The 24,415-nt window shown below is 48.6% G+C and carries 21 protein-coding genes and 2 pseudogenes; 11 read left to right on the top strand and 12 right to left on the bottom strand.

Annotated features, from left to right (window positions below):
- Window positions 1-234: 234 nt before the first annotated feature.
- The 5 genes from NNO04_RS03365 to hypT all read left to right on the top strand — a co-directional run bounded on the left by NNO04_RS03365 (window position 235) and on the right by hypT (window position 4,885).
- Window positions 235-1,398, top strand: coding sequence for an MFS transporter (locus NNO04_RS03365; protein ID WP_271443485.1), 1,164 nt, complete (start codon window positions 235-237; stop codon window positions 1,396-1,398).
- A 185-nt stretch (window positions 1,399-1,583) separates the two neighbouring features.
- A complete protein-coding gene (locus NNO04_RS03370) occupies window positions 1,584-2,270 on the top strand; it encodes a nucleoside recognition domain-containing protein (RefSeq protein ID WP_271443486.1) in 687 nt (228 codons plus the stop codon).
- Window positions 2,267-2,728, top strand: a complete 462-nt coding sequence (locus NNO04_RS03375; protein ID WP_102603613.1) for a YjiG family protein — start codon at window positions 2,267-2,269, stop codon at window positions 2,726-2,728. The genes NNO04_RS03370 and NNO04_RS03375 overlap by 4 nt, the downstream gene beginning before the upstream one ends.
- Before the next feature lie 12 nt (window positions 2,729-2,740).
- Window positions 2,741-3,907: a beta-aspartyl-peptidase gene (gene iadA / locus NNO04_RS03380; RefSeq protein ID WP_271443487.1), complete on the top strand. Its 1,167-nt coding sequence runs from the start codon at window positions 2,741-2,743 to the stop codon at window positions 3,905-3,907.
- Window positions 3,908-3,976: 69 nt separating this feature from the next.
- On the top strand, window positions 3,977-4,885 hold the full coding sequence (hypT, locus tag NNO04_RS03385) for a hypochlorite stress DNA-binding transcriptional regulator HypT (RefSeq protein ID WP_271443488.1): 909 nt from the start codon (window positions 3,977-3,979) through the stop codon (window positions 4,883-4,885).
- 7 nt (window positions 4,886-4,892) lie between these two features.
- Here hypT and NNO04_RS03390 read toward each other — a convergent pair whose 3' ends face one another.
- From NNO04_RS03390 to NNO04_RS03405, 4 genes are all read right to left on the bottom strand, one after another.
- A complete protein-coding gene (locus NNO04_RS03390; RefSeq protein ID WP_271443489.1) occupies window positions 4,893-5,627 on the bottom strand; it encodes an aspartate/glutamate racemase family protein in 735 nt (244 codons plus the stop codon).
- 335 nt (window positions 5,628-5,962) lie between these two features.
- Window positions 5,963-6,097, bottom strand: a complete 135-nt coding sequence (locus tag NNO04_RS03395; RefSeq protein ID WP_271443490.1) for a hypothetical protein — start codon at window positions 6,095-6,097, stop codon at window positions 5,963-5,965.
- Between the two features lie 25 nt (window positions 6,098-6,122).
- On the bottom strand, window positions 6,123-7,385 hold the full coding sequence (locus NNO04_RS03400) for an aromatic amino acid transporter (RefSeq protein ID WP_271443491.1): 1,263 nt from the start codon (window positions 7,383-7,385) through the stop codon (window positions 6,123-6,125).
- A 185-nt stretch (window positions 7,386-7,570) separates the two neighbouring features.
- Window positions 7,571-8,941 (bottom strand): tyrosine phenol-lyase, encoded by a 1,371-nt coding sequence (locus NNO04_RS03405; protein ID WP_192610918.1) that lies wholly within the window; start codon window positions 8,939-8,941, stop codon window positions 7,571-7,573.
- A gap of 1,036 nt (window positions 8,942-9,977) precedes the next feature.
- On the opposite strand from NNO04_RS03405, the gene NNO04_RS03410 reads away from it, so the two are divergent.
- The 3 genes from NNO04_RS03410 to NNO04_RS03420 all read left to right on the top strand — a co-directional run bounded on the left by NNO04_RS03410 (window position 9,978) and on the right by NNO04_RS03420 (window position 13,034).
- Window positions 9,978-10,682 carry a GntR family transcriptional regulator gene (locus NNO04_RS03410; RefSeq protein ID WP_271443492.1) on the top strand — a complete coding sequence of 235 codons (705 nt, stop codon included), beginning with the start codon at window positions 9,978-9,980 and terminating at the stop codon, window positions 10,680-10,682.
- An 8-nt stretch (window positions 10,683-10,690) separates the two neighbouring features.
- Window positions 10,691-11,644, top strand: a complete 954-nt coding sequence (locus NNO04_RS03415; protein ID WP_271443493.1) for a sugar phosphate isomerase/epimerase family protein — start codon at window positions 10,691-10,693, stop codon at window positions 11,642-11,644.
- Between the two features lie 136 nt (window positions 11,645-11,780).
- Window positions 11,781-13,034 carry an MFS transporter gene (locus tag NNO04_RS03420; RefSeq protein ID WP_271443506.1) on the top strand — a complete coding sequence of 418 codons (1,254 nt, stop codon included), beginning with the start codon at window positions 11,781-11,783 and terminating at the stop codon, window positions 13,032-13,034.
- Between the two features lie 141 nt (window positions 13,035-13,175).
- Here NNO04_RS03420 and NNO04_RS03425 read toward each other — a convergent pair whose 3' ends face one another.
- Genes NNO04_RS03425 through NNO04_RS03445 form a run of 5 tightly spaced genes read right to left on the bottom strand, consistent with a single transcriptional unit; the run spans window position 13,176 to window position 16,616 of the window.
- The gene (locus tag NNO04_RS03425) at window positions 13,176-13,796 is read right to left on the bottom strand and encodes an HvfX family Cu-binding RiPP maturation protein (RefSeq protein WP_271443494.1); all 621 of its coding nucleotides are present in this window, start codon (window positions 13,794-13,796) and stop codon (window positions 13,176-13,178) included.
- 4 nt (window positions 13,797-13,800) lie between these two features.
- On the bottom strand, window positions 13,801-14,532 hold the full coding sequence (locus NNO04_RS03430) for an HvfC/BufC family peptide modification chaperone (protein ID WP_271443495.1): 732 nt from the start codon (window positions 14,530-14,532) through the stop codon (window positions 13,801-13,803).
- A gap of 12 nt (window positions 14,533-14,544) precedes the next feature.
- Window positions 14,545-15,360, bottom strand: coding sequence for a DUF692 domain-containing protein (locus tag NNO04_RS03435; protein ID WP_271443496.1), 816 nt, complete (start codon window positions 15,358-15,360; stop codon window positions 14,545-14,547).
- Window positions 15,348-15,668: a hypothetical protein gene (locus NNO04_RS03440; protein ID WP_271443497.1), complete on the bottom strand. Its 321-nt coding sequence runs from the start codon at window positions 15,666-15,668 to the stop codon at window positions 15,348-15,350. The genes NNO04_RS03435 and NNO04_RS03440 overlap by 13 nt, the downstream gene beginning before the upstream one ends.
- A 3-nt stretch (window positions 15,669-15,671) precedes the next feature.
- Window positions 15,672-16,616 carry an MBL fold metallo-hydrolase gene (locus NNO04_RS03445; protein ID WP_271443498.1) on the bottom strand — a complete coding sequence of 315 codons (945 nt, stop codon included), beginning with the start codon at window positions 16,614-16,616 and terminating at the stop codon, window positions 15,672-15,674.
- A 427-nt stretch (window positions 16,617-17,043) separates the two neighbouring features.
- Between NNO04_RS03445 and NNO04_RS03450 the strand changes: the two genes are divergently transcribed.
- On the top strand, window positions 17,044-18,129 hold the full coding sequence (locus tag NNO04_RS03450) for an alpha/beta hydrolase (RefSeq protein ID WP_271443499.1): 1,086 nt from the start codon (window positions 17,044-17,046) through the stop codon (window positions 18,127-18,129).
- A 189-nt stretch (window positions 18,130-18,318) separates the two neighbouring features.
- On the opposite strand, the gene NNO04_RS03455 is transcribed toward NNO04_RS03450, so the two are convergent.
- Together NNO04_RS03455 and NNO04_RS03460 are read right to left on the bottom strand one after the other, a co-directional pair.
- A complete protein-coding gene (locus NNO04_RS03455) occupies window positions 18,319-20,022 on the bottom strand; it encodes an amidase (RefSeq protein WP_271443500.1) in 1,704 nt (567 codons plus the stop codon).
- A gap of 164 nt (window positions 20,023-20,186) precedes the next feature.
- Window positions 20,187-21,584 (bottom strand): APC family permease, encoded by a 1,398-nt coding sequence (locus NNO04_RS03460; protein WP_271443501.1) that lies wholly within the window; start codon window positions 21,582-21,584, stop codon window positions 20,187-20,189.
- A 240-nt stretch (window positions 21,585-21,824) separates the two neighbouring features.
- Here NNO04_RS03460 and NNO04_RS03465 point away from each other — a divergent pair, with 240 nt between their 5' ends.
- Window positions 21,825-23,282, top strand: a complete 1,458-nt coding sequence (locus NNO04_RS03465; RefSeq protein WP_271443502.1) for a sigma-54 interaction domain-containing protein — start codon at window positions 21,825-21,827, stop codon at window positions 23,280-23,282.
- A gap of 250 nt (window positions 23,283-23,532) precedes the next feature.
- Here the strand turns inward: NNO04_RS03465 and NNO04_RS03470 are convergent.
- Window positions 23,533-23,813: pseudogene (locus NNO04_RS03470) on the bottom strand (tyrosine-type recombinase/integrase); the annotation flags it as partial.
- A gap of 3 nt (window positions 23,814-23,816) precedes the next feature.
- Here NNO04_RS03470 and NNO04_RS03475 point away from each other — a divergent pair.
- Window positions 23,817-24,080, top strand: a pseudogene (locus NNO04_RS03475) (dihydrolipoyl dehydrogenase); the annotation flags it as partial.
- Window positions 24,081-24,415 lie beyond the last annotated feature (335 nt).

Below are 24,415 nucleotides of genomic sequence, written 5' to 3' on the forward strand. Positions count from 1 at the left end.
CGTTATTTACGCATCCTGCCCTCGTGAGTTTTAACATTGTCACCCGAAGATAAAACATTCTGATTTTATAACGTGAAAAACTATTGTTCCCCCCGTGTTGACGGAATTCCTCAGAGACGACGCTCCAGACATTGTCGCTCCCCCATGAGGTTACCATTGATTATTTTACTTTTTATTATCATTTACCTATGTATGATAACAAAATCAGCATGAGAGAAGGAAAGAGAACACGGCATGATTCAGAGGAACACCGATTCGGATCGCTATTCCATCAGGACGTCGCTTTTTGGCATGCTGGTACTGGCGCTGGGCATGGGGATTGGCCGCTTTCTGTATACCCCGATGTTGGCGTTGCTGCTGACGGAAGGTCATTTCTCTTTCAGCCAACTGTCGTGGATAGCCAGCGCTAACTATGCTGGCTATCTGGCGGGAAGCCTGTTGTTCTCCTTCGGCCTGTTCCATCTTCCCTCACGTTTACGCCCCATGCTGTTGACCTCAGCCATTGCGACCGGGGCGCTGATCGTCGCGATGTCGGTGTTCACGCAACCCGCCCTGGTGATGTTGATACGTTTTCTGGCGGGGGTCGCCAGCGCCGGAATGATGATTTTCGGCACCATGATCGTGCTGCACCATACCCGTCATCCGTTTGTGATTGCCTCTCTTTTTTCCGGCGTTGGCGCAGGCATTATTCTGGGTAACGAGTATGTCATCGCCGGGATCCAGATGTCGTTGGCTTCTCACGCACTCTGGGCTGGTGCAGGCGCGCTCTCCGGTCTGTTATTGCTGTTGCTGATCGGCCTGATGCCCCATCGCGCTCACGCGCTGCCTCCTGCGCCACTGGCGAGTGCGCGAAATCCTGTCATGCGCTGGTGGCAACTGGCGCTCCTGTACGGCCTTGCCGGATTCGGCTATATCATCGTCGCCACCTATTTACCGCTGATGGCGCGCAACGCGGGCTCACCGCAAATCGCCTTACATCTCTGGTCCCTGGTGGGACTGGCGATTATTCCGGGCTGTTTCGGTTGGTTATGGGCGGCAAAACGCTGGGGAGTGTTGCAATGCCTGACGGCGAATCTGATTATTCAGGGCGTCTGCGTGATACTGACCCTTGCCAGCGACGCTCCGCTACTGCTCATCGTGAGCAGTATCGGCTTTGGCGCGACCTTTATGGGCACCACCTCGCTGGTAATGCCGCTGGCACGCCAGTTGAGCGTTCCCGGCAACATCAATCTGTTGGGCGTCGTGACGCTGACCTACGGTATCGGCCAGATCGTTGGTCCGATGTTAACCAGCATGTTGGGCAGCGGTTCAGAGGCGCTGACTCACGCCACCCTGTGGGGCGCCGCTGCGTTGTTCTTCGCAGCCACAATCAGCGCAATACAGCTGTATAAACGTTAGCGCCCGTCACGGCGTAAACGGATTAATACCCTTCCCCTCTTCCTAATCTATGCAAGAAACGCATAGCTCGAAACATACTTGCATTTTCCCCTTTTCCCTATGACTGATAAGGTCATTTGGTTTCAGGCCCGACGTGGCCTGTCGCTGCAAACACACATTATCAAAAAAATATAACGGGGTTCACTATGGCGCAACAAGGGGAACAAGCGGCCATACCGCTTGCAACGGAAAAGGTTGGCATTAAAGGCTATCTGGCATTTTTTCTGACCATCATTTTCTTTTCGGGTGTTTTTTCAGGGAGTGACGGATGGTGGCGCGTGTTTGATTTTACCGTGCTAAATGGCGGGTTTGGTCAACTTCCCGGCAGTGCAGGACACGCCACCACGTCATTTCGCGGTGCGGGTGGCGCTGGGGCAAAAGATGGCTTTCTGTTCGCACTGGAACTTGCGCCATCGGTGATTCTCTCTCTGGGCATCATCGCCGTCACCGACGGTCTGGGCGGTCTGCGTGCGGCTCAACAGCTGATGACCCCAATTCTCAAACCGTTGCTGGGTATTCCTGGTATTTGCTCACTGGCGTTGATCGCTAACCTGCAAAACACCGATGCGGCAGCCGGTATGACCAAAGAGCTGGCGCAGGAAGGGGAAATTACCGAGCGGGATAAAGTCATTTTTGCGGCGTACCAGACCAGCGGTAGCGCCATTATCACCAACTATTTTTCCTCCGGTGTCGCCGTGTTCGCGTTTCTCGGCACCTCCGTGATTGTCCCGCTGGCGGTGATCCTGGTCTTTAAATTTGTCGGCGCGAATCTGCTGCGCCTGTGGATTAACATCGAAGAACGTCGTCACCCTCTGCAAGGAGCACAATCATGACCACTCAAGTTCGCAAAAACGTCATGGACATGTTTATCGACGGCGCCCGTCGCGGTTTTACCATTGCTACCACCAACCTGTTGCCTAACGTCGTCATGGCGTTCGTGATTATTCAGGCCTTAAAAATTACGGGTTTACTCGACTGGGTGGGACACATCTGTCAGCCAATCATGGCGCTGTGGGGGCTTCCCGGCGAAGCGGCAACCGTTCTGTTAGCCTCGCTGATGAGCATGGGCGGCGCTGTCGGCGTCTCTGCAAGCCTGCTCACGGCTGGAGCATTAAGCGGCCACGACGTCACTGTTCTGCTCCCGGCTATCTATCTGATGGGTAACCCGGTACAGAACGTCGGTCGCTGTCTCGGGACTGCCGAAGTAAACGCCAAATACTATCCCCATATCATCGCGGTGTGCGCCATCAACGCATTACTTTCGATCTGGGTTATGCAGCTTATTGTTTAGTAAGGAGCCATCATGGCTGATCTATCCGCTGCAGATTTTACTCTGCTGCAGGGGGCGCATCTGTTTGCGCCAGAAGACCGGGGAATTTGCGATGTGTTGCTGGCCAACGGCAAGATTATTGCCGTTGATACCGCTATCCCGGCAGACATTGTACCGGACTGTACCGTCATTGATTTACACGGGCGCATTCTGTGCCCGGGCTTTATCGATCAGCATGTTCATTTGATTGGCGGCGGCGGTGAAGCCGGCCCCACCACACGGACGCCGGAAGTGACGCTGAGCCGCCTCACCGAAGCGGGGATCACCACTGTGATAGGTTTGCTGGGTACCGACTCCGTCACCCGCCATCCGGAATCCTTACTGGCGAAAACCCGGGCGCTGAATGAAGAAGGGATCACCGCCTGGATGCTGACCGGCGCGTATCATGTGCCTTCGCCGACCATCACCGGTTCTGTAGAGAAAGATGTGGCGCTGATCGACAGCGTTATCGGCGTGAAATGCGCGGTATCCGATCACCGCTCTGCCGCGCCTGGCGATTATCAACTGGCCAGTATGGCGGCGCAATCCCGCGTTGGCGGGCTGCTCGGCGGAAAACCCGGCGTCAGCGTATTCCACATGGGCAGCAGCAAAAAAGGGTTGCAACCGCTGTATGACATTCTGGAAAACAGTGATGTGCCGATGGGGAAACTGCTTCCGACCCACGTGAACCGCAGTGAATATCTGTTCGATCAGGCGCTGGCCTTCGCGCTCAAAGGCGGCACCATCGATATCACCAGCGGTATTCCCGGCCCGGTGACGCCGCCAGACGCTATCGCGCGCGCAGTGAAAGCAGGCGTTCCGCTTGCCCAGGTCACGCTCAGCTCTGATGGCAACGGCAGCCAACCGCTGTTTGATGCGGCCGGCAACCTGACAGGCATTGGTGTTGCCGGTTTCGACAGTTTGCTACAAACCCTGCAAGCGTTGGTTAACGACTATGGTTTTACGCTGACGGATGCGCTACGCCCGCTGACCACCAGCGTGGCCGCGTTCCTGAGCCTTTCCGCTAAAGGTGAAATCCTCCCCGGTCGCGATGCCGACCTGCTTGTCATGACACCGGAACTGCGCATTGAGCAGGTTTACGCGCGCGGAAAACGGATGGTCGTGGACGGTAAAGCCTGTGTAAAAGGGACGTTTGAGTAGGTCTAAACGGTTGTCAGCCGTTCGAATGAACGTAGAATGCGCAAACGAGCGGCTGACAGGTAAACAGGAATGGACGAGAGTGGTGCAGGTTTGCATAACATTGAAACAAAATGGCTTTATGATTTTCTGACCCTGGAAAAGTGCCGAAACTTCTCTCAGGCTGCGATCATCCGTAATGTCTCACAGCCTGCGTTCAGTCGTCGGATCCGCGCGCTGGAAAGCGCCGTGGGCGTCGAACTGTTTAATCGCCAGATCTCCCCACTGCAACTCTCAGAGCAGGGCAAAATCTTTCACTCTCAGGTTCGCCATCTTTTGCAGCAACTGGAAAGTAACCTGACGGAACTGCGGGGCGGCAGCGACTTTACACTGCGTAAAATCAAAGTTGCCGCCGCGCATTCGCTTTCCCTCGGCCTGTTGCCGGGCGTTGTCAGAGCGATGCCGACGCAGTTTACCTGGTCCGTTGAGGCAATTGATGTCGATCAGGCTGTCGATATGCTGCGGGAAGGGCAAAGCGATTTTATCTTTTCTTACCACGACGAAAATCTGCTACAGGCACCGTTTGCCAACATTCGTTTGTTCGAGTCGCAACTCTTCCCCGTCTGTGCCTGCAACGAACAAGGGCAACCGCGCTATTCCCTTGAGCAGCCCCACTTCCCCTTGCTGAACTATAGCCGCAACTCCTATATGGGCAGGTTGATAAACCGCACGCTGACCCGCCACGCTGAGCTCAGTTTCAGCACGTTTTTTGTCTCTTCAATGAGTGAATTGTTAAAGCAGGTCGCGCTGGACGGCTGTGGGATCGCCTGGCTGCCGGAGTATGCCATTCGCCAGGAACTCAGCAGCGGGCAGTTGATCGTGCTGGACAATGACGCGCTGGTGATCCCAATCCAGGCTTACGCGTACCGCATGGACACGCGTATGAACCCCTTAGCGGAACGTTTCTGGCGGGAACTGCACAGCCTTCACACCGCCCCCTGAACACTATTCAGGCATGAGCAAACTGTTCCGGCGCCAGCGCGGTCTGTGTGTCCGGCCAGGACTCATACCAACGGATAGCGGCGCGCACCAGTGACGCAGTCGAGTCGATAAAGCGGCAACCAGCGGCCTCCTCATGCCCGGACACGATAAGGGGAATTTCAGTACACCCCATGATTATCCTCTGCGCACCACGGGAAATCAGCCGTTCAATTTGCGGAAACAACAGCGTTTCCGCCGCCGGCTTATTACCGCTTTTCAGGGCATAAATGGCCTGCATCACCTGTTTCTGTTCCGTTTCTTCCGGCGGGATCAGAGTGAGTCCCTGCGCCATCGCTTTTTTCTGATACAGTCCTGTCGCCAGCGTGGCGTCCGTCGCCAACAGACCCACGCGTTTGACCGATGGAGGGATTTCGCCAAGGGTCGCATCCAGAATGCTGATCATCTCAGCCTTTGCCACGGCCCGCAGATCTTCAAACCAGTAATGGGCGGTATTGCAGGGGATCACGATACATTCCGCTCCCGCCGCCTCCAGCATATGCAGATAACGTTCAAGATAGTGATAGGGAGAAGGGCCGCCGGACAATAAACAGGCCGTGCGATCAGGAATATCCGGGATAGAGCTCACAATCAGCGGAATATGCTGCTGATCGCAGCTGGCACCGCGTAAGTAAACAAACTTTTCCAGCATATCTGCCGTCGCTGCTGGCCCCATTCCACCTAAAATCCCAATCGTATGTTTCATCGCTTTCCCACTGCTCAGCTTGAGTTCAGAAACACACTATCAGCATGATGTTTAGCTAAAAAATGCCGTTTTATTAGCGGCTATGCGTAAAAATCATAGCCCCCACTTCCCCGCGACGACCGGTTGCCACTGTGAACAAAAAGCTTTACACCCTCACAAAACAAAGAACGCTGAGGCTATCTTTTAAGCGCCTTCAGCGCAGCATAAAATAGCGCCGATGTTTCAAATGGAGGATTGTTGTTATGTTGTTCTGGAAAAAGATGGTGAGAAGAATCGACGCGTTCGCAACGCTGCTCCCACCAGGCTACTTCCGGGTGTAAAACCAGGCTGGCCTGTCACCGACAGGCCTGATTCCCTTTCCCTTCTTTGCGTTTACGCAATCCGGATGTTCTTAACACCACCACCCACATCCGTCGCCAGGCATAACGATACACCAGCGGATGCTGCCACCTGAGTAATGTCAGAAACATAGCGACTCCTTTCTTGCCTGAAGAGCTAGCGGAATGTTGGCAGCAAGCCAAAGACATCCAGAACGACGGTCAGATAGACAATCCCGCCTCCCACAATCACCAGGTTCAGCACCGTATTGTTACAAGGAGAGGTGTAATGCGACGTCGCAAAACGCTTACGCGCGGCTTTGACCAGAATAGGAGGCAAGATCACGCTCCAGATGGTAAACGCCAGACCCGCGTAACCAATCGCATGCACGAAGCCGTTCGGGAAGAAGAAACACACGGCGGCGGGCGGGAAATAGGTCACCAGAGCGGTTTTCAAACGTCCGATATTGTCATCCGGGAAGTGAAACAGATCGGCGATATAATCAAACAGACCCAGCGTGGCCGCCAACAGTGAACTGGCAACCGCAAAATTGCCGAAGAATGTCAGGATCAAGTCCATATACTGGCTGGTAAATAACCCGCTAATGGCTTCCACAAACACATCAATATTCCCCCCTTTAGCAATGATGGGAGGAAAGTCCGCACGACTGATATTCCCCATCGTGACCGCCAGCCAAAAGATATACAGCAGCACGGCAAAGAGCGTACCGATGATGATGGAGCGCGTAATGTGGGGGATACCTTGTGTTCCGTAGAGTTTAACCAGGCTCGGCACGTTGCCATGAAAACCAAAAGAGATAATACAAAACGGTAGCGTCATCAGAATGTACGGCAGGTATTGGGCATTCGGTAGCGCGATCTCAGCGCTATCGGCCAGTTTTGCCACATCAATATGACCGACCAGCCCGGAGAAGGTGGCAAAAAACGCCAAAAATTTGCCGATGATCAGAACCGTCGTAATTCTCCCGACCAGCAATGAGCTGTACCACGCGATCACGCCAACCAGCATGCTGACAAGGACCACTGATATATTTGCAGGAAAACGAACGCCACTGTATTTGAACACGGTCTGCGCCATCACCGCCGAAGAGCCGGAGATATAAGCGTAAGTTAAAATATACAACACAAAACCAAAGGCAATCCCAACGACAACATTCCACTTTTGCCCAAGCAAATCCTGAGTAAACGTATTAAAACTGGCTCCAGCACCATAGTGAAGGTTAACCTCAACCAACATCAGGCCGGTTAACAACATCATGATGGCAATAACAATCAGAATGACAGAAGCGCCGGGAAACCATACGCCAGCCATCGCAATAGGAAGAGAAAACATCCCCCCTCCCACCACGGTCGCAATGACAAGCATTGTCCCGCTAATTAATCCGGGGGTACTCTGTCTTTCAATGGCATTAATATCCATAATAAATGTTCCTGTTGACTATTATTTATAATTACGGCTGTCATTTGTACATCTTCGGATAATGAACGTGTTGAAGTCAGGTTTGCATTTTTATTAGTCAGCAAAGTATCGCCGATACGGTAAAGGCTTCCTGTTCTGTGAAAATAAAAACAAAAAGGCCCCAGTTACCTGGGGCCACGAAAAAATTAAATATAATCAAATCGTGCAGTGAAGAAGCGTAACTGCTTAGGCTCATAAATGAACTTAAGCCCACGAATATCTTCTTTATGCTGATACAGTTTGATAATACCGTCGGCCACCACATCCATATGTGCGTAGGTGTAAACACGGCGTGGGATCGTCAGACGCACCGTTTCCAGTTTTGGACGATGGTTCTCACCGGTCTCTTTGCTGCGACCGGCAGAGATAATACCGCGCTCCATACTGCGCACACCTGTTTCCACGAAAATACTGGCTGCCAGACTTTGTGCCGGGAACTCATCTTGCGTCAGATGCTCACAGAAACGACGCGCGTCCAGGAACACCGCATGACCGCCGATCGGCTCAACAATTGGTACACCTGCCGCCTTCAGTTTATCGCCCAGGTAGCGAACCTGTTTCACACGGTGCTCAATGTATTCGAACTGCATGGATTCACGCAGACCAATAGCCATGGCTTCCATATCACGGCCCGCAAGGCCGCCGTAGGATGGCATCCCTTCGTAAACCACCACCAGTTCTTTGGCCTCGGAGAACATTTCATCGTCGTTCATGCACAAGAAACCGCCGATATTCACCAGGCAATCTTTTTTGCCGCTCATGGTGCAACCATCAGCATAACTGAACATTTCATGTACGATATCTTTGATGCTGGTATTCTCGAACCCTTGCTCCTGCTCTTTGATGAAATAGGCGTTCTCTACGCAACGGGTCGCATCGTAGAACACTTTAATACCATGAGCCTGAGTTAATTCTCTGACGGCGCGCATATTCGCCATCGAAACAGGTTGACCGCCCGCGAGGTTAACGGTGACCGCCAGGCAAATATAGGCAATATTCTCTGCGCCTTTTTCATCAATCAGTTTTTGCAGTTTATTAAGATCAATATCACCTTTAAACGCAATATTCAGAGCCGCATCGTGCGCTTCATCACGTACGATATCGACGAAGATCGCGCCATTTTTTTCCTGGTGATAACGCGTCGTGGTGAAATACATGTTCCCGGCAACATACTGCCCCGGTTTAATCGCCAGTATTGACAGCAGGTTTTCTGCGCCGCGCCCCTGGTGAGTAGGCACAATATGTTTAAAACCAAACAGTTCTTGTACTGTTCTTTCCAGGTGATAGAAGTTTTCGCTCCCCGCATAAGCTTCATCACCAATCATCATACCAGCCCACTGCTTATCACTCATCGCGTTGGTGCCACTGTCTGTCAGCAGGTCGATATAAATATCTTTCGAGTTTAACAGGAAAGTATTGTAACCCGCTTCCTGCATTTTCTGAATGCGCTCATCACGCGAGATCATTGATACAGTTTCAACGCTTTTAATACGGAAGGGTTCTGCCGGATAATTCATTTTGTTTCTCCAGTAAACAGTGTTCATGTTCGTATTAATGTGAAGTAAAGCACCCTTATCTCATCAACAGAGGCTGAGAAGATATAACTATTCACCGCCTGAAGCAGGGGTGGAAATAATGTGTTGGCACTATGCAAGATTTAATTACCGAAGAAAATAGCCGCAACAGCATTAGTCATTTCAAATGATAAAGAAAAGTGTAAATACGCGTGATATAAATCACACGTTCTTTTCTTAGCTTTTCATATTCAACAAGTTATTCACTACACCGTGAATTGCAACGTCCCTCCAGACGCTGTAAAAGCAAGAACCGACTGAAAACATAACTTTCCAGCCCCTTTTCAGCTCACTGTCTCTATTTTTAAGAGTGGATATTGTGAGATTACGATCACCCTCCACCGTTAATTTTGTGATTAGCATCACCAAAAGCGTAAAGTAATTTGTACAAAACAGTGTACTTTCAGAAATTATGATTTACTTCAGAGATCTACTTCACGTTTTTCTGCAATGGTTTTGCAATGCCAGATCTGACGCGTGAGACAATTAGCGGGAATGTTTTTTAATGGCGTGAAATGGCTATTTTCCGACATTCTAATTTTCTTAAAATATATATAAAGGCGTCGATTATATTTTATATCCACTCAGAGGGAATTGCCTTTTTCTGATCATGCATACAGTTATTTATCATTATGCGGGGGCGTTGCTACCTTCCTCCTTACAAATCTCTGCACGCAAAATAATTTCACCCTCTAAAAACTTTACTATTTCATAACAATCTTTCTTTTAATCGTCTGACATTAGAAAAACAAAATAATTAACAAAATAACAACAGATAAAATCAGCGAGGATGAAACCAAAGATCATCGTTTTATTTTAAATGCCACCGTCATCACCAATAAGACGTATTTCAAATGAATGTGCATCAGATCATTTGCGATAAAGGACACAAAATTTAACTGCCATTGGCGAAAAAACTTGCTGTTTAACCTAAAACCCTTAACGTAGCGAAAAATTGGTTTATACCAGATTGGTGAGCATGAAAGACAAAAGCTATGTAGATATCATCCGGGAGCGTCTGGAAAGGTGGTTATCTGAGACAAATCTGGCTGCGGGTTCACGGCTTCCTTCAGAGCGGGAGCTATGCGAACTGCTGGATACCCGCAGAATGACGTTGAGACAAGTGTTACTGGAACTGGAGGTGGCATCTCTCATCTTCAGGAAAAATCGTAGCGGCTGGTTTATTGCACCTAAGCGTTTCATCTATAACCCAAAAGCGCAGTCCAGCTTTAATGCCGAAGCCCGCGCCCAGGGGCGACAGCCATTTTGGGGGTACCTGGAAGAGGAAGTGTGCGAAGCGCCTCCCGCCAGTGTAACGAAGGCGTTCTTTGAAAATACCAGCAGCTATCTCATCACCGGCTGGTGTGGTCTTGATGGACATAAGGTTTTTTATCATGAGTCCTACATTGACGCCGACTTCGCCCCTGACTTTGTTAATAAAATCAACAATCAATCATTTGCCGAAGTCTGGGAAAGAGAGTTCAGTCAGTTCCTGAGTATAAAAAGCATGGTATTTAAACCCGTAAAAATACCTGATCAGGCATGCAAGGAGTTGGGTGTTGCACCAAATTCTTTCGTCATTCTGGTCGAAAAACATCGGGCAACACGCGAGAAAAGAGTGGTTCAGGTTGACTTTGAGTACTGGAGACTGGAGTCCGTTGAACTCTATATTAAAGATGAATGAGGGTGAAAATGAAAACAACAGAAAGGGTATGCCTCGCTGAGCGAGCCAGCAATATTCCCCTATATTTGCATGCCTATGCATTTCATTTAAATATGCGGTACGAACGGATTCTGCCAGGCGATCTCCTGGATATTGCGCATCAGCATCAATTACAGGGTGTGAAGATTCATGTTGAGGATGGTGAAACTCAGGCCTTACAAATGTTGAGTGACCATCAGTTATTTGATTTCAGGAAAAAAGCAGAAGACTACGGCCTGGATGTAAACATTGAAACCAGCGCATCAGATAAAAAAACGCTGGACGATGCTATCAGGATTGCCCATGCGACAGGCGCTTCATCCGTTCGTTTTTACCCTCGCTATGAAGGGCATCTACAAGATGTCATGGAGAAGATAGCGTTAGATATACAATATTTATCTCAGTTTGATGATTGCGGCTTAACATTCACGATAGAGCAGCATGAAGATTTGAAAGGAGAAGAACTGGTCAGTTTAGTAAAACAGAGCGGGATGAAGAATCTTTCCATTCTTTTTGACTTCGGCAATATGATTAATGCCAATGAAAAGCCGCTCGACGCTCTGAAAGTCATGGCACCGTATATAACGCAAGTACATGTAAAAGATGCCAAAATAATTCAGGATGGTGCCGGCTGGGCGCATGAAGCGTGCCGCTCCGGGCATGGGGATTTACCCATGGAAGAGATGCTCAAAGCGTTATTGCTGCTGGGAGAGGACAAGCCCCAGGTTATTTCCTTCGGTCTTGAAGAAGAAGTTGATTACTTTGCCCCCGCTTTCCGCTTCGACGATGAGGGAGATAACCCGTGGATCCCCTGGAGAACTGCGAGTTATACGCCGTTACCGGATGCCGATAAAGTTGATGAACGTCTGGCGCTGGAAGCAGAACACGCGATAGAACAAATTCACTACGTCAGGAATATCTGTAATAAGTTTATTAACGAATAATTATTTCAAATATTAAAAAGTAATCTTACACAAAGACACTTACATCGACTTTCTTACTCACCTGATATTACTCAGGTGAGAACAGTGAAAGTTATTATCTCTATTCACTTATAAACGTGAAGGTATAATTATGTTCATGAACAAGTGGGCACGGCTGTGCTTTTTAGTCCTCGGCGGAGGAACGATATTTAAGCTTTCCAGCATGAAGGATGTATTTTACGTCCCAATGCAAAATGACTGGGGCTTAACCAATACCCAAATCGGTCTCGGTTTCACGGTATATACTATTGTCCAGACGACTGGGCTGTTTCTTTCCCTTTATATTGCTGACCGTTATTCCAAGAAAATACTATTACCCTTTGGGTTGATTGGTGTTGGACTCTGTGGATTGTATTTATCCACACTGCCTTCATTCACCGGTTATCTCTTCTGTTTTGCGGCAATGGCCTTCTTTGGCGATGTCATATTCTGGCCCGTATTGTTAAAAGCCGTACGCCTGCTGGGCAAACAGGAAGAACAGGGACGCATGTTTGGTTTCCTTGAAGCCGGCCGTGGTGTTGTGGATGTGATTGTCGCCTCCGGTGCCTTGTTTGTTTTTGTACAGTTTGGCGAAGGCAAAGCAGGTATGCAGGCGGGTCTGCTTTATTACACGTTAATTACGCTCACCGTCGGGGTTATTACCTATTTTATTGTGGGCGATGATGACAAAGTTACCGCTCGCGATAACAGCAGTGCCAATCTGGAAGTACTCAAAGGCATCAAACATGTTCTGACCTGCGCTAACGTGTGGCTGGCTGCATTTGGCATTTTCTTTGTGTACGCCGCGTACTGTGGATTAACCTACTTCATCCCTTTCTTAAAGGATATCTATATGTTGCCGGTGGCCCTTGTGGGGGCGTACGGTATCATCAACCAGTATGCGTTAAAAATGGTCGGCGGCCCGATTGGCGGATTCCTTGCCGATAAAGTCACTAAATCGCCAACGGTCTATCTGAAATGGACATTCCTGATCGCCGCAATTGCCATGATCCTCTTCATTCAGTTGCCGCATGAGTCTATGAATGTGTATGTCGGGATGGCAGTAACATTAGGGTTTGGCGCCATTATTTTCTCCCAGCGCGCTATTTTCTTTGCGCCAATGGATGAGATCGGCATCTCACGTCAGTACAGTGGTTCCGCGATGGCCTTTGGTTGCATCATCGGCTATATGCCAGCCATGTTTGCTTATACCCTGTACGGTTCGCTTCTGGATAACTTTAAAGGCATTACCGGCTATAACTATGTCTTCAGCGTGATGGTGGCGTTCAGTCTGATGGGCTTCGTGTGTTCAACCCTTCTCACCAGAAGGATCAAGAAACAAAAAATGGCGTTAGAAGCAACGTCAGCATAATTGAATGGTCGATGACTTTTCCTCCCCGAAATTGAATACACCGACGGTGAGGAAAAGAAAGTAAGGATCGTCAGTTTCATACTTAAAAATGGCAGCCGGGTAATCCAGCTGCCATTTCTCCCCTCAAAATACGGCGTCATTTTAGGATTTCAGAACCGTATTACTTTTCTGATTACGCCAGACAGGTGTCGCTTTTTTCAACCAATAGTCCACGCTGACATATTTCCCGCCCCCGTAGATCAACAGAACTAATAGCATGATGAAATACGTGGCAGAGAATTCAATACCGTTGTTCAGGATAATCGGATCGCCCAGTTGCGTAATATAGTTATAACGACCGGGAAAGTTTTCCATCAACCACTGGAGAAACGCCGTCATTCGCTGACTGGATTCCATACTGTTACTGGCGATAGCCAGCCACCCGTGCGACCAGTGAACCATCAGACTGGCGACGCTCATCACGACGATCATGGGGATGGCGATGATTCGCGTGAACAGCCCCAGCGTAATACAAATCAGCCCCAGCACTTCGGTAGACGTTGCCAGAAACGCCAGCAGCCAGGGAAACGGCAGCCCCAGCCCCCCCTCTGCTGTCGGTTGCGAAAACCAGGCCACCGTTCCGCTAAACCCCATGACCTTTGAATGTGCGCCCGCAAATATCACAGGAATTAAAAAAAGGCGGATTAGCAGCAGCGCAATAAAGTCTGCTTTCTTTATTTTTTCTATAACGCGCTTGTACCACGAAATTACGTTTATCAACATAGCATCACCCTTTGAATTTTAAAGACAAAAGTTCGTCGTTATTGTTGGTTTCCAGCCACGAGCGCAAAGAAAAATCAGCTAAAAAAAGTGAGGCCATATTTAGCAAACGTTCTGCTGAAATTACCTGATGGTCAATCACTGATAACAGTCGCACATCAATTTGGCTGAGTTTCTTCTGGTACAGCGCATTATTATGTTTCCGATAGAGCGCATAATAATTCAGCCGCCCTTCATCTTCGTAACAAGGCTCTCCCTCGTGTAACCGAAACGGTAAGGCCACCATCTTCAGCGTGGGATTTCGCACCACGTCCATATCGGCAGTCAGTGCTAATGGCAGCGACATTTTCAACGGACGTGGAACGTGACTGTCATCGATTTCCACGGCGTACATCAGCCATTCATATTCGATCAACGCCAGATCATGAGGCGACAACTGACGTTGCTGACGGATAAAAAGCAGCAACTCCGTCGCCACTTGATGAAATTCCGGTTGGCTGGCCTGATGCTGGTAGAGAAAGGCATCCGCCAGCGCCTGAATATCTGCGCTATTGGCACGTTGACAAAATAAAGGAAAGACGTTTTGCAGCACGCCGCCAATATTTTCTCTGACGATTTTCCGATACAGCGACATACCACGAGAACAGGTTTCACCCGTTGTTGCTCTGGCCCGAAGCTGGGCAGAAAACGTGGCCTCCATCTCGACCAATAATGCAGGTGCTAAATAATGTGTTGTCACAGGCGCTCTCTTTTATAAAAGATATTCCCTGATTTGCGTTAATTCCGAACATAACGCCTCCAGTGGTGGAACGTTGTTATCTCGTTCCAGCAGCAAAGGTCTCGCGCCATGAAACCGAACGGTTTGTTTTGCCAGTGTTAATACCTCTTCCTGTACTGGCATCCCATGAGTGTCGAGCCGGAACTCCTCATCCTCCAGATGACCTGCAATGTGGTAATAGATAATCGACGACGACGGAATGCTACGAATATACTCAAAGGCATCGAACCCATGATTACAGGCATTCACATAGACGTTATTAATATCCAGCAGCATTCCACAACCGCTAAGATTGAGGAGTTCCCCCCAAAATTCCGCTTCCGGCATTTCACCCGCGTAACGGTGATAAGAGGAGATATTTTCAAGAACCAACTGCCGACCCATCATATTTTGCACCTGGTCAATACGTGCGACTAAATAAGGCAGTACATCGGTAAAATAAGGTACCGGCAGTAAGTCGTAAAGATACCCCTGACTATCCCGAGAAAAACATAAATGGTCGCTGTAAATATCAATATGGTATTCGTCGAGAAAACGGCGAACATCATTGATATATTCGCTATTTAATGGGCAGCTATCACCAACAGATAAACTCAGTCCGTGCGCAATTAACGGATATTTTTTGCTGATGTCTGCTAAATGTTCTTTCCTGGCACCGCCAATATTCATCCAGTTATCCGGGGCCAGCTCGAGAAAGTCGATATCCTGACGGTAGGGTTGTTGCAGCAACGCCGTAATATGTTCGCTCCGCAACCCTATTCCTGCCCCCTTTGAGGTTATTTCCCGCATACGCCGCTGACACACTTTTCAGCGTTCGCCAGTTGGGAAGATTCAGGCTTATTTATACCTTCACCTGTTAGCCCACATTTACCGTCTCTGGCGCGCACCAGTTGATCCTGAGGATCATGCTTAAGCGCGGCCTGACTGTATATTTTCTCAGTACCGCATTTACCACTGGCACATTTACCGCTGCTGGTTGGCGCTTTATTCTGCACCTGACTGGCGTTGCTGCTCGCCTCTGTCGCGCTTACGGGGGTCACCATTCCGGCGGCCATCATGGAACCCACGACGATTGAAAGTACGATATCTTTTTTCATCGGTTATTCCTTCGCACTGGCTAATGAAATCGGGAAACAGGAGAGATCGCGACTGCTATAGACGGGGCCGTGGTAATACTGTTTCACAATGTCGATGGATCTCTCTTTGAGACGCAACCCCTTGCCCATAAAGTGATTCAGCACCAGCACTTTGGGATTAATTTCAGCGGCCACCTTGCCCACCACATCCGGCGCGGCATGAATAAATTTCGAGGTTTCGTCAGTATCTTCATCAATGGCTAACGGCATCACCAGCATGTCCGCGCCTTTGGCAAAGCGGGCAAACGCGTTATTACTGCCATTCTGATCTGCTGAAACAACAATCGTACCTTTCGCCGTTTCAATACGGAACGCCAGGCAAGGAACATCTCCGTGAGGAATACCCAGGGCAGTCACTTTCATTTCATCATCCTGATACACTAATTGCGGGTCAGTGGCGGTGTAATTAATATCCTTAACGTGACTCGCAAGTTGTAAACCATCTGTCGCGTTATACAGCCCATTCAGATAGGAATATGCGCCATTTTCTTTTTTAAAGAGCGCATCAAAATATTGCGTCATTGACGGGAATACGCCGCCGCTTTCCGGCCCCGCAAGGTTAATAGTCTCCTTCTCCTTCAGGAAATAGCCACCTTTTAAAATCGGTGCCAAATCAGAGACGTGGTCAGTGTGAAAATGGCTGATGGCAATCAGTTTTAAATCTTCCAGACGGGCGCCCGATTGACCAAAACGTAAAAAGATACCGCCGCCAGCATCAATGAGAATGGCCGACTTTCCATTTAGCCAAATGACCTCTCCCGATGAAGCTCGCTGATCATCGGTAATTGGCCCACCAGTGCCCAATGTTTGCAAAGTGAAATCCTTATTTTCACACTGCAACCCTGCAGCCAGCACATTGACAGAAAAAAACAGAGAAAGTGTCAGCAATGACGTTTTTCTTAAATACATTAATTTTTTACTTCCTTTCATATATATTTAACCCTGTATATTAGGTGCTGAAATCTCTATTCCTGCCAGACAGTTAAAAGTGTAAAGGAAATGTAATTCAAGTTTTAAATATGATGAAACCCATAATTTAACTTATCGATATCTGTTTTCTTGATAAGCAATGCTGCATGCAAAGACTACTGGAATAACCTGTATTAATTCACATTGTTACCTCGAATAACATTTATAAAAGTAAGGATTAACTTCGTAAAACCCCAACCAGATAACAGGGAAAATAAGCAAGAATAGCTAAAATATAATTTAACGATAAAAGTGTTTTACTTAACCGGGCTACCCGATAAGCAATAATATTCTCACCGATAAAAACATATTTTTACGCTGGGTTATATGCTTAACGAAGCAACACTATTGTACGTCCGGAGAAAAAATGAACGTCATACCTCAATTAGGATTATCCATGAAGAAATTGCTATTTCCCTTCGCCGCAATAACCACAGTCAGTATGTTCTGTCCTTCAGTGATTGCGGAGTCACTACAGGAACAACAGCGACGTTACCAGCAGACGTGGCAGCAAGATAACGGTCCGCTGGTACAAACACCACCCGGCCCGCTGGCCGCATTCCTGGAGAAACAGGCCAGCAAGCCTCCCGTGGTTTACGATGCATTAAGCGCCAGAGAGGGGTTAGCGGCGCTCACCAAAGCGAACGTCACCACTTCAGATCCGATGGCAGCCGTGCTCAATGATGAAGTGGACACCGGTGAACGGCGCATCCCTGTTCGTATTTATCGCCCTACTTTGCAGGGAAAACAGGATGTTTTGCTCTTTATTCATGGTGGCGGACATCTGAGTGGTTCGGTGGAGGTGTACGATCCTGTCGCCCGCCATCTGGCGACAGCCACCGGAAACACGGTCATCTCTGTTGACTACCGCCGGGCACCGGAAAGTCCCTATCCGCAGGGGCTTTCTGATGCGTGGGCGGTGGCAGAACAGATCTACACGCTGTTAGATCGTCTGCAAATTCCGTATCAGCGTCAGCTAACGGTAGCCGGAGACAGCGGTGGCGGCGCCTTTAGCGCCACGCTTGCACAAGCGTTTTCGCGCACTCATCCAGGACTGATTAATCGGCTGGTGCTTATCTATCCAGGCCTGGATTACACTCTGGCCTGGCCGTCAGTAAAAGAAAATGGCACGGGAAAACTATTAGATGAAAGTAAGATCCGTTGGTATTTTCACCAGTACTTCCAGCATGACGAAGATCGTCAATCGGCGTCGCCGCTCTACCTGCCTGTGAGCAAAGACTTTCCGGAAACACTGCTATTCAGCGCGGGCCTTGACCCACTGCGTGATGAAGGGTTTGCTTTTGTCGCCCGTCTGGAAGCCGCAGGGGTTCCGGTAACGCACCGCCATTTCCCAGGTATGATCCACGCTTATCTGATGCTCGAAGACAAAGTACCGGAAGAAGCCAGGGCAACCTATCAGGCTATTGGGGAGTTCGTACGTAATTCGGGTTGACCCATGAGCCGGAGTAGAAAGCGCCAGGCAGCCACTGGGCGCTATGACGCGGAGCGACAGGTCAGTGACCTCGACACAATATGCCCGAACTTATCCTGACAACAGTACTGTTATTTTAAATCTGACGAAGACTGAAAAAACGGGAATGACGCGTATACGTCAATCCCGTTCTTCACTTCCTGAAAAATATCAACTGAGCGGTGGCGTACGTGGCGGCACCAGACGTTTGCTACCCGTTGCCTCATAGGCCGCAGCGAAGCACAGTAGGTTGTTGTCGTCATAAGCGCGCCCCGCGAAGGTCAGCCCCACTGGCATGCCGATGTCAGCCATCACCCCCATTGGTACGGTCACCGTCGGCACCCCCAGATGGCGAATCGCAAGGTTACCGTTTGCAACCCAGATACCATTACTCCAGGCAATGTCGGCTGAGGCCGGGTTAACGTGCGCATCTGCCGGACCAACGTCAGCCACGGTAGGGAACAACACAGCGTCGAGTCTGAGTTCATCCATCCAGTCTTCAAGATCCTGCTTACGAGTCTTCTCCAGGCCGCGCAGACCGTCCGGCACGCTAGCTATCTGGTTGTACGACTTGATGCCTCGTTTGGCCATATTGACATACTCCTCCATACCAGCAGCAAGATCGCCCTCGCGGTTCGGCAGGGTACCCAGATCGTGTGGGAAGATCTGCGGCCCATTGGCATCAGCCAGTTTATTCAGTTTCGGATCACCGTTAGCGCGCAGGAATTCGTCAAAAGCCCAGCCAGACAGCTCCCACAGCTCATCATTGAGAAACTCTGGTGAGACAATGCCACGATTGTACACGGTCGGTGCTCCAGGGCGGTCACCCTCGCAATTGGATACCAGCGGGAAGTCGACCTCCACCACTTCGGCACCAACCATTTCCAGAGCCTTGCGTGCGGCTTCCCAGAGTTCGATCACCGATGCGCGAGTGTGAATACGCTGACCGGTGGGACCGCCAATACCTGGGTTTTCGCTGGTGCCAGCCAGTTCATCTTTGTTGATGAACATGCGTGGCACGCCGAGGCGCTTACCTCTCAGAGTATCTGCCCTGCCGACAAGATCAAGGTAGGATGCCGGACGCACTTCCGAAGCCTTGGGAATTTTCACCCAGGGTTGCAAACGCCACAGGTCGCCACGAGTGATCGGGTCGTCAGCAACCACGACATCAAGGACTTCCAGCAGATCGCCCATAGTACGGGCATACGGCACAACAACATCCATTGTTGGCGTCAACGGCCAGTTGCCGCGTACTGAAATCACACCACGTGACGGGGTGTAGGCGCACAGACCGTTGTTCGAAGCAGGCCCCCGACCGCTCGACCATGTCTCTTCAGCCAGGCCAAAGGCGGAGAAGCTGGCTGCTGTGCCAGTACCGGCGCCGTTAGAGGAGCCGGAGGCAAACGGTGCAGTGAGATATTTGGCGTTGTACGGACTTTCAGCGCGCCCGTAATGACCGCGCTGCATGCCGCCATTGGCCATCGGCGGCATGTTAGTTTTCCCCAGGCAGATGGCGCCTGCGGCTCTCAGCCGCTCGACGGCAAACGCATCGTATTGGGCGATCAAATCCTTGAAGGCCGGACTGCCAGAAGCAGCGGTAAGGCCTTTAACCAGGTAACTGTCCTTGGCGGTATAGGGAATACCGTCCAGAGGGCTCAACACCTCACCACGGGCACGGCGAGCATCGGAAGCTTCGGCTTCCCTGATCGCATCGGGGTTACATACCACCACCGCATTCAACTTAGTCTCCGTCTCAGGGCCATTGTAGGCATTGATTCGTGCGAGATAGGCCCTAACCAATTCGACAGCCGTAGTGCGACCGGATTCGAGCGCTTTGCGCAGTTCGGCAATAGAAACCTCGGTAACTTCGATCATGCTGCCATCTCCTGCAGAAAGATAAGTGGCTGACGGTTTCCGCTACACGGAGCTAACACATTGCAATCCATATAGTGCCTTTTCATAAGCGAGACTCCTTTGTAGATATATTCTACGTTAGTTTATTCAGGTATATATTTATATTTTCACTATGTGTGAAAAAGTTATTTCGTGAAATGATTTAGTTCTGTGAAGTTTTTTTCAGCCCGACGAATAATTATATCTCCCACAGCCAGTACAATGATTACCCCAGCCAGAATTGGGCCGCTATGATTCCACTCGATGATGCCTTTTGGTAAATCAGGGAAAATGAATAACATGGCACACATGAAAATAAATGCCATGCACAACAATGAGCAACCTATGGCAACAGGCAGGCCACCGGGGACTTTAAATGGTCTGGGTGTTGATTTATCGGAAATTCGCAGCTTAATAAAGGAAGCAAAGAACAGCAGATAACTGATAATGATGCAGGCACTGGAGAAAGAAAACACGGACCAGAACATATTGGCGTTATCGCCCTGAGCAAACCAGGCATAAACCAGAGTAATCACGGTAGATACGATACCGAGAATACGGTTGGCCCAGTAAGGGGTATTATTTTTGGGATGCCAGCGACCGATGAAAGCCGGTAGTTCTCCCTCCTTTGCGGCTTCTGCGGCTGCCCGACTGGGAGCCATAGCCCAGGTCACCTGGTTGCCAACAATTGACAGCATAAAAAAGATACAGACCAGAATAATTAATGGGCTACCTTCTCCAAGCAATGGGCCGAGCGCATCGACAATACCGGAAACCAGATTCAGGTTTTCCAGTGGAATGGCCATCAGGATCCCCATGGAACCAAACACATAAAGAAAAGAAATGGCCAATGACGCGAGAAGAATAGCTCTTGGCATATCCCGTACCGGATTGCGAAGTTCTTTTCCCATACAGGCAACCAGTTCAAGCCCGACGAGGTTATAAACAATCACAGCCAAAAATCCGATACCCGATGAAGCAGAGGGAAGCATCGTCTGAAGCGAAAATTCGTTAGCTGGGCCATGCGTAAATAGATGATAAAAACCAGCAACACCCAGGATTAAGATAACGGTAATTTTAAAAATGGCTCCGGATACTGTAAGCCAGATGCCTACGCTGGTTTTAAAATTAATAAAGGCAATGGTCAGCCAGCTCATAATCAAAACAATGACCACCTGCCACATCAGAGAAAGTTCAGGCATAAAAACACGGGCAAACATGCCTGCGAAAAGAATATACCCCGCAGGCATCCACAAACCACCCGCAAGCCAGTATAAATAAACGGCCCTGGTAGACATCCGTGCGCCAAAGGCCCTGCGGATCCAGTCATAGATACCACCTTCAGCGGGATAAGTTGTACCCAGTTCTGAAGTGATCAAGGAATAAGGAACAATAAAAAATATTAATGTTACCCCCCACCAGAACAAGCCACTGGGACCTATTGCTGCCGAAGCGGTAAGTGTTTCAAGGACAATAACCGCACACATACAAAATAGTGCGATTTGTGATATCCCCATTTTTCCATTATTGCTGTGAGAGTCCATAACAGGCTTCCTGTAATTGACGGTTTATGATTTTCCCGGTACACCAGTGGTGCGTTATCAGTGCGTTATCGTTTATACTGTTGAGCACTGATAATTATTAAGCAAAGTCCGTGCCATAAAATGGCAATACTTAATACATTGAATTTGTTTAAAATAAAAAAACAAGCAGTGATTAAAAATTTGCATCATGCTTAAAATTAAGCACAGCGCCAGATTTTAATCTGGCAGGAGGAAATGAAAATGAAAGTTGACATCGATCCAGAATTGAATGCGGCAATTAAAGTATTTGGTCATTTTTTCGATGTACTTGGGCAACCGTTTTCTGTCTTGAATAAATCAGGACAACACATTTATTATAATCAGGAAAATGCAGATCTGGATGAGTGCCAGCGAGAGGAAGTATTGGGCAAGAATATGCTGAGTGTTTTCCCTTCAATTCAGGAAGATGAAAATGAAATGCTCAGGGCATTGCAGCATGGAGAGGAATCAATTAATCATCAGAAAAGCTATTTTACACCAAGTGGTAAACTGATTGATTATCAACATACAACCGTTCCCCTCTTCAATTCCTCTGGAGAAATTATGGGAGTGATTGAATCAGGCCAGGACCTTTCCCGATTTCGAAAATTACAGCATAATTTGTCAGTGTTGAATGAAAAATTATTTAGTAAGGAGGAGGACGGGCTACCAGAAATCATTCATAACTCCGATGCAATGCAACACGTTCTCGATCGTGCCGCCCGACTGGCGGTAAGTAATGTACCCGTTATGGTAATGGGTGAAACGGGTACAGGAAAAGAGTTGCTAGCCAATTTCATCCACAATAAAAGCCCCCGGCGACATAAACCTTTTATTGCACTTAACTGTAGTGCGCTACCGGTAACATTAATCGAAAGCACTCTTTTCGGTACAGTTAAAGGGGGATTCACTGGAGCAGAAAATACCCGCGGCTATCTGGAACTTGCCAATGGTGGAACATTATTTCTGGATGAACTAAATTCGATGCCTGTTGATGTGCAAGGGAAAATTCTACGTTTTCTACAGGAGAAAACCTTCTGGAAAGTAGGAGGAAATAAAGAGTTAAAAGCAGATATTCGTATTATCGCAGCAATGAATGAATCACCTTATGAAATGATCCGACAGAAGCGATTACGCGACGATCTATTTTACAGGCTGGAAATCGGTATGGTGGTAATCCCTCCTCTGCGGGAGAGAAAAGATGAAATAATTCCACTGGCGCGCCATTTTATGGTCAAACACCAGGCAGTGAGCAATATGAAAGTCTATCCCTTCCCTGCGTCGATTGAAAAACAGTTACTTGAGTACGACTGGCCTGGCAATGTAAGAATGCTGGAAAACGTCATTGTGCGGAGTCTAATACTTCAGAAAGATACAGGCCCACTGAATGAACTTGTTTTTAACTGTGAAACAGATGTAGTCACTGGTTTTTCTGCAGAAGTACGACATCAGAAAATACCACAAAAAGAAACCTATCGTGAAAATTCTTTCAGTCAGGGGCTGACCTTAACGGATAAACTTGAGGAATATGAACACCAGCTTTTAATTGAAGCGTTAAAAGAGTCTCAAGGCTGCGTTGCTAAAGCTGCAAGGAAGTTGGGTATTTCCCGTGGGGCATTACAATACAAAGTGAAAAAACACAATCTTACATTCAGCCTGGAGGAAAAAAAGACTGAATAACAAAATTTAAGTGATGCCAGTTGTGTGATTTACCGAGGACTTCAGATCACACTATGGCTCGTGTTACACGACTCGGTAGGCGACTACTAATGGGGTGTGAATTTAATATAAAGTAATGTTACAACAGTATATTAATCTATTTTTTATCTAATCAAAATAATGTATTATATAAAAACCATCATCCTGTAGAACGGTTTGCTGATAATGGAAGTTGTTACATATATGCTATGCGTACATTACGCCAGATCATATATTCCATTACGCGCAAAGATTTATTCACCGTATTTTCACTCATCGGCTTGCGAGGGTTATGATCACCAATAAAGATCAGTTCATGATCACCACTGAACATCTTTATCTGCTTGAGAATTGCCAGAACTTGTCGGAAAAGAGGAACCAGATAAGGTGTACGCATTTTTGCTCCTCGCTGTAAGTGCTTAACCCCTTCAAAGCTTCTCGCTCGGCAGGAATCGTCCACATTGATGTTTCAAAATCGATCTCAGACCAACGAGCAAAACGTATTTCGCTTGAACTATCGCTTTTGACTGCGCGGATGGCGTGACCATACTGATCTTCGACAAAGAGACTCACCCGCGTTATCAGCGGCGCGATTGTCGGCACCAACGGCGGCGAGCTGCTGGCCGAAATCGGTCTGGCGATTGAAATGGGCTGTGACGCAGAAGACATCGCACTGACCATTCACGCCCCCCGACTCTGCACAAATCCGTGGGCCTGACGACGGAAGTATACGAAGGCAACATTACCGACCTGCAGAACCCGAAAGCGAAGAAAAAGTAAGCTGATACCGCGAAGAAAATTAACCCAACCTGCTGATACCACATAGTTGGGTATCTCTTTTATCACTTATCGATATGTAAAGCACCGATCGCCCCTGGCATCGGTGCTTTCTTATATATATATCGCAGAGCCAGATTCCCCGCCATTTTTCCGCTCACACAAAACCTTCTCCTGGCCAGCTTCACCGCGATGAACCTGCGTTACACATCCACTATTTTGATTCATATATGAAATGAACCGCATTCTGGCGCACTAGAGGGCGAATGCACCGCACGAGCAAGCATTGAATGTTATGCATTTGTTTTAATTTGGTTATTAATTCGGTGTTTTTAATG

It is taken from the genome of Citrobacter sp. Awk 4, assembly GCF_028069725.1.
Taxonomy (GTDB): Bacteria; Pseudomonadota; Gammaproteobacteria; order Enterobacterales; family Enterobacteriaceae; genus Citrobacter_D.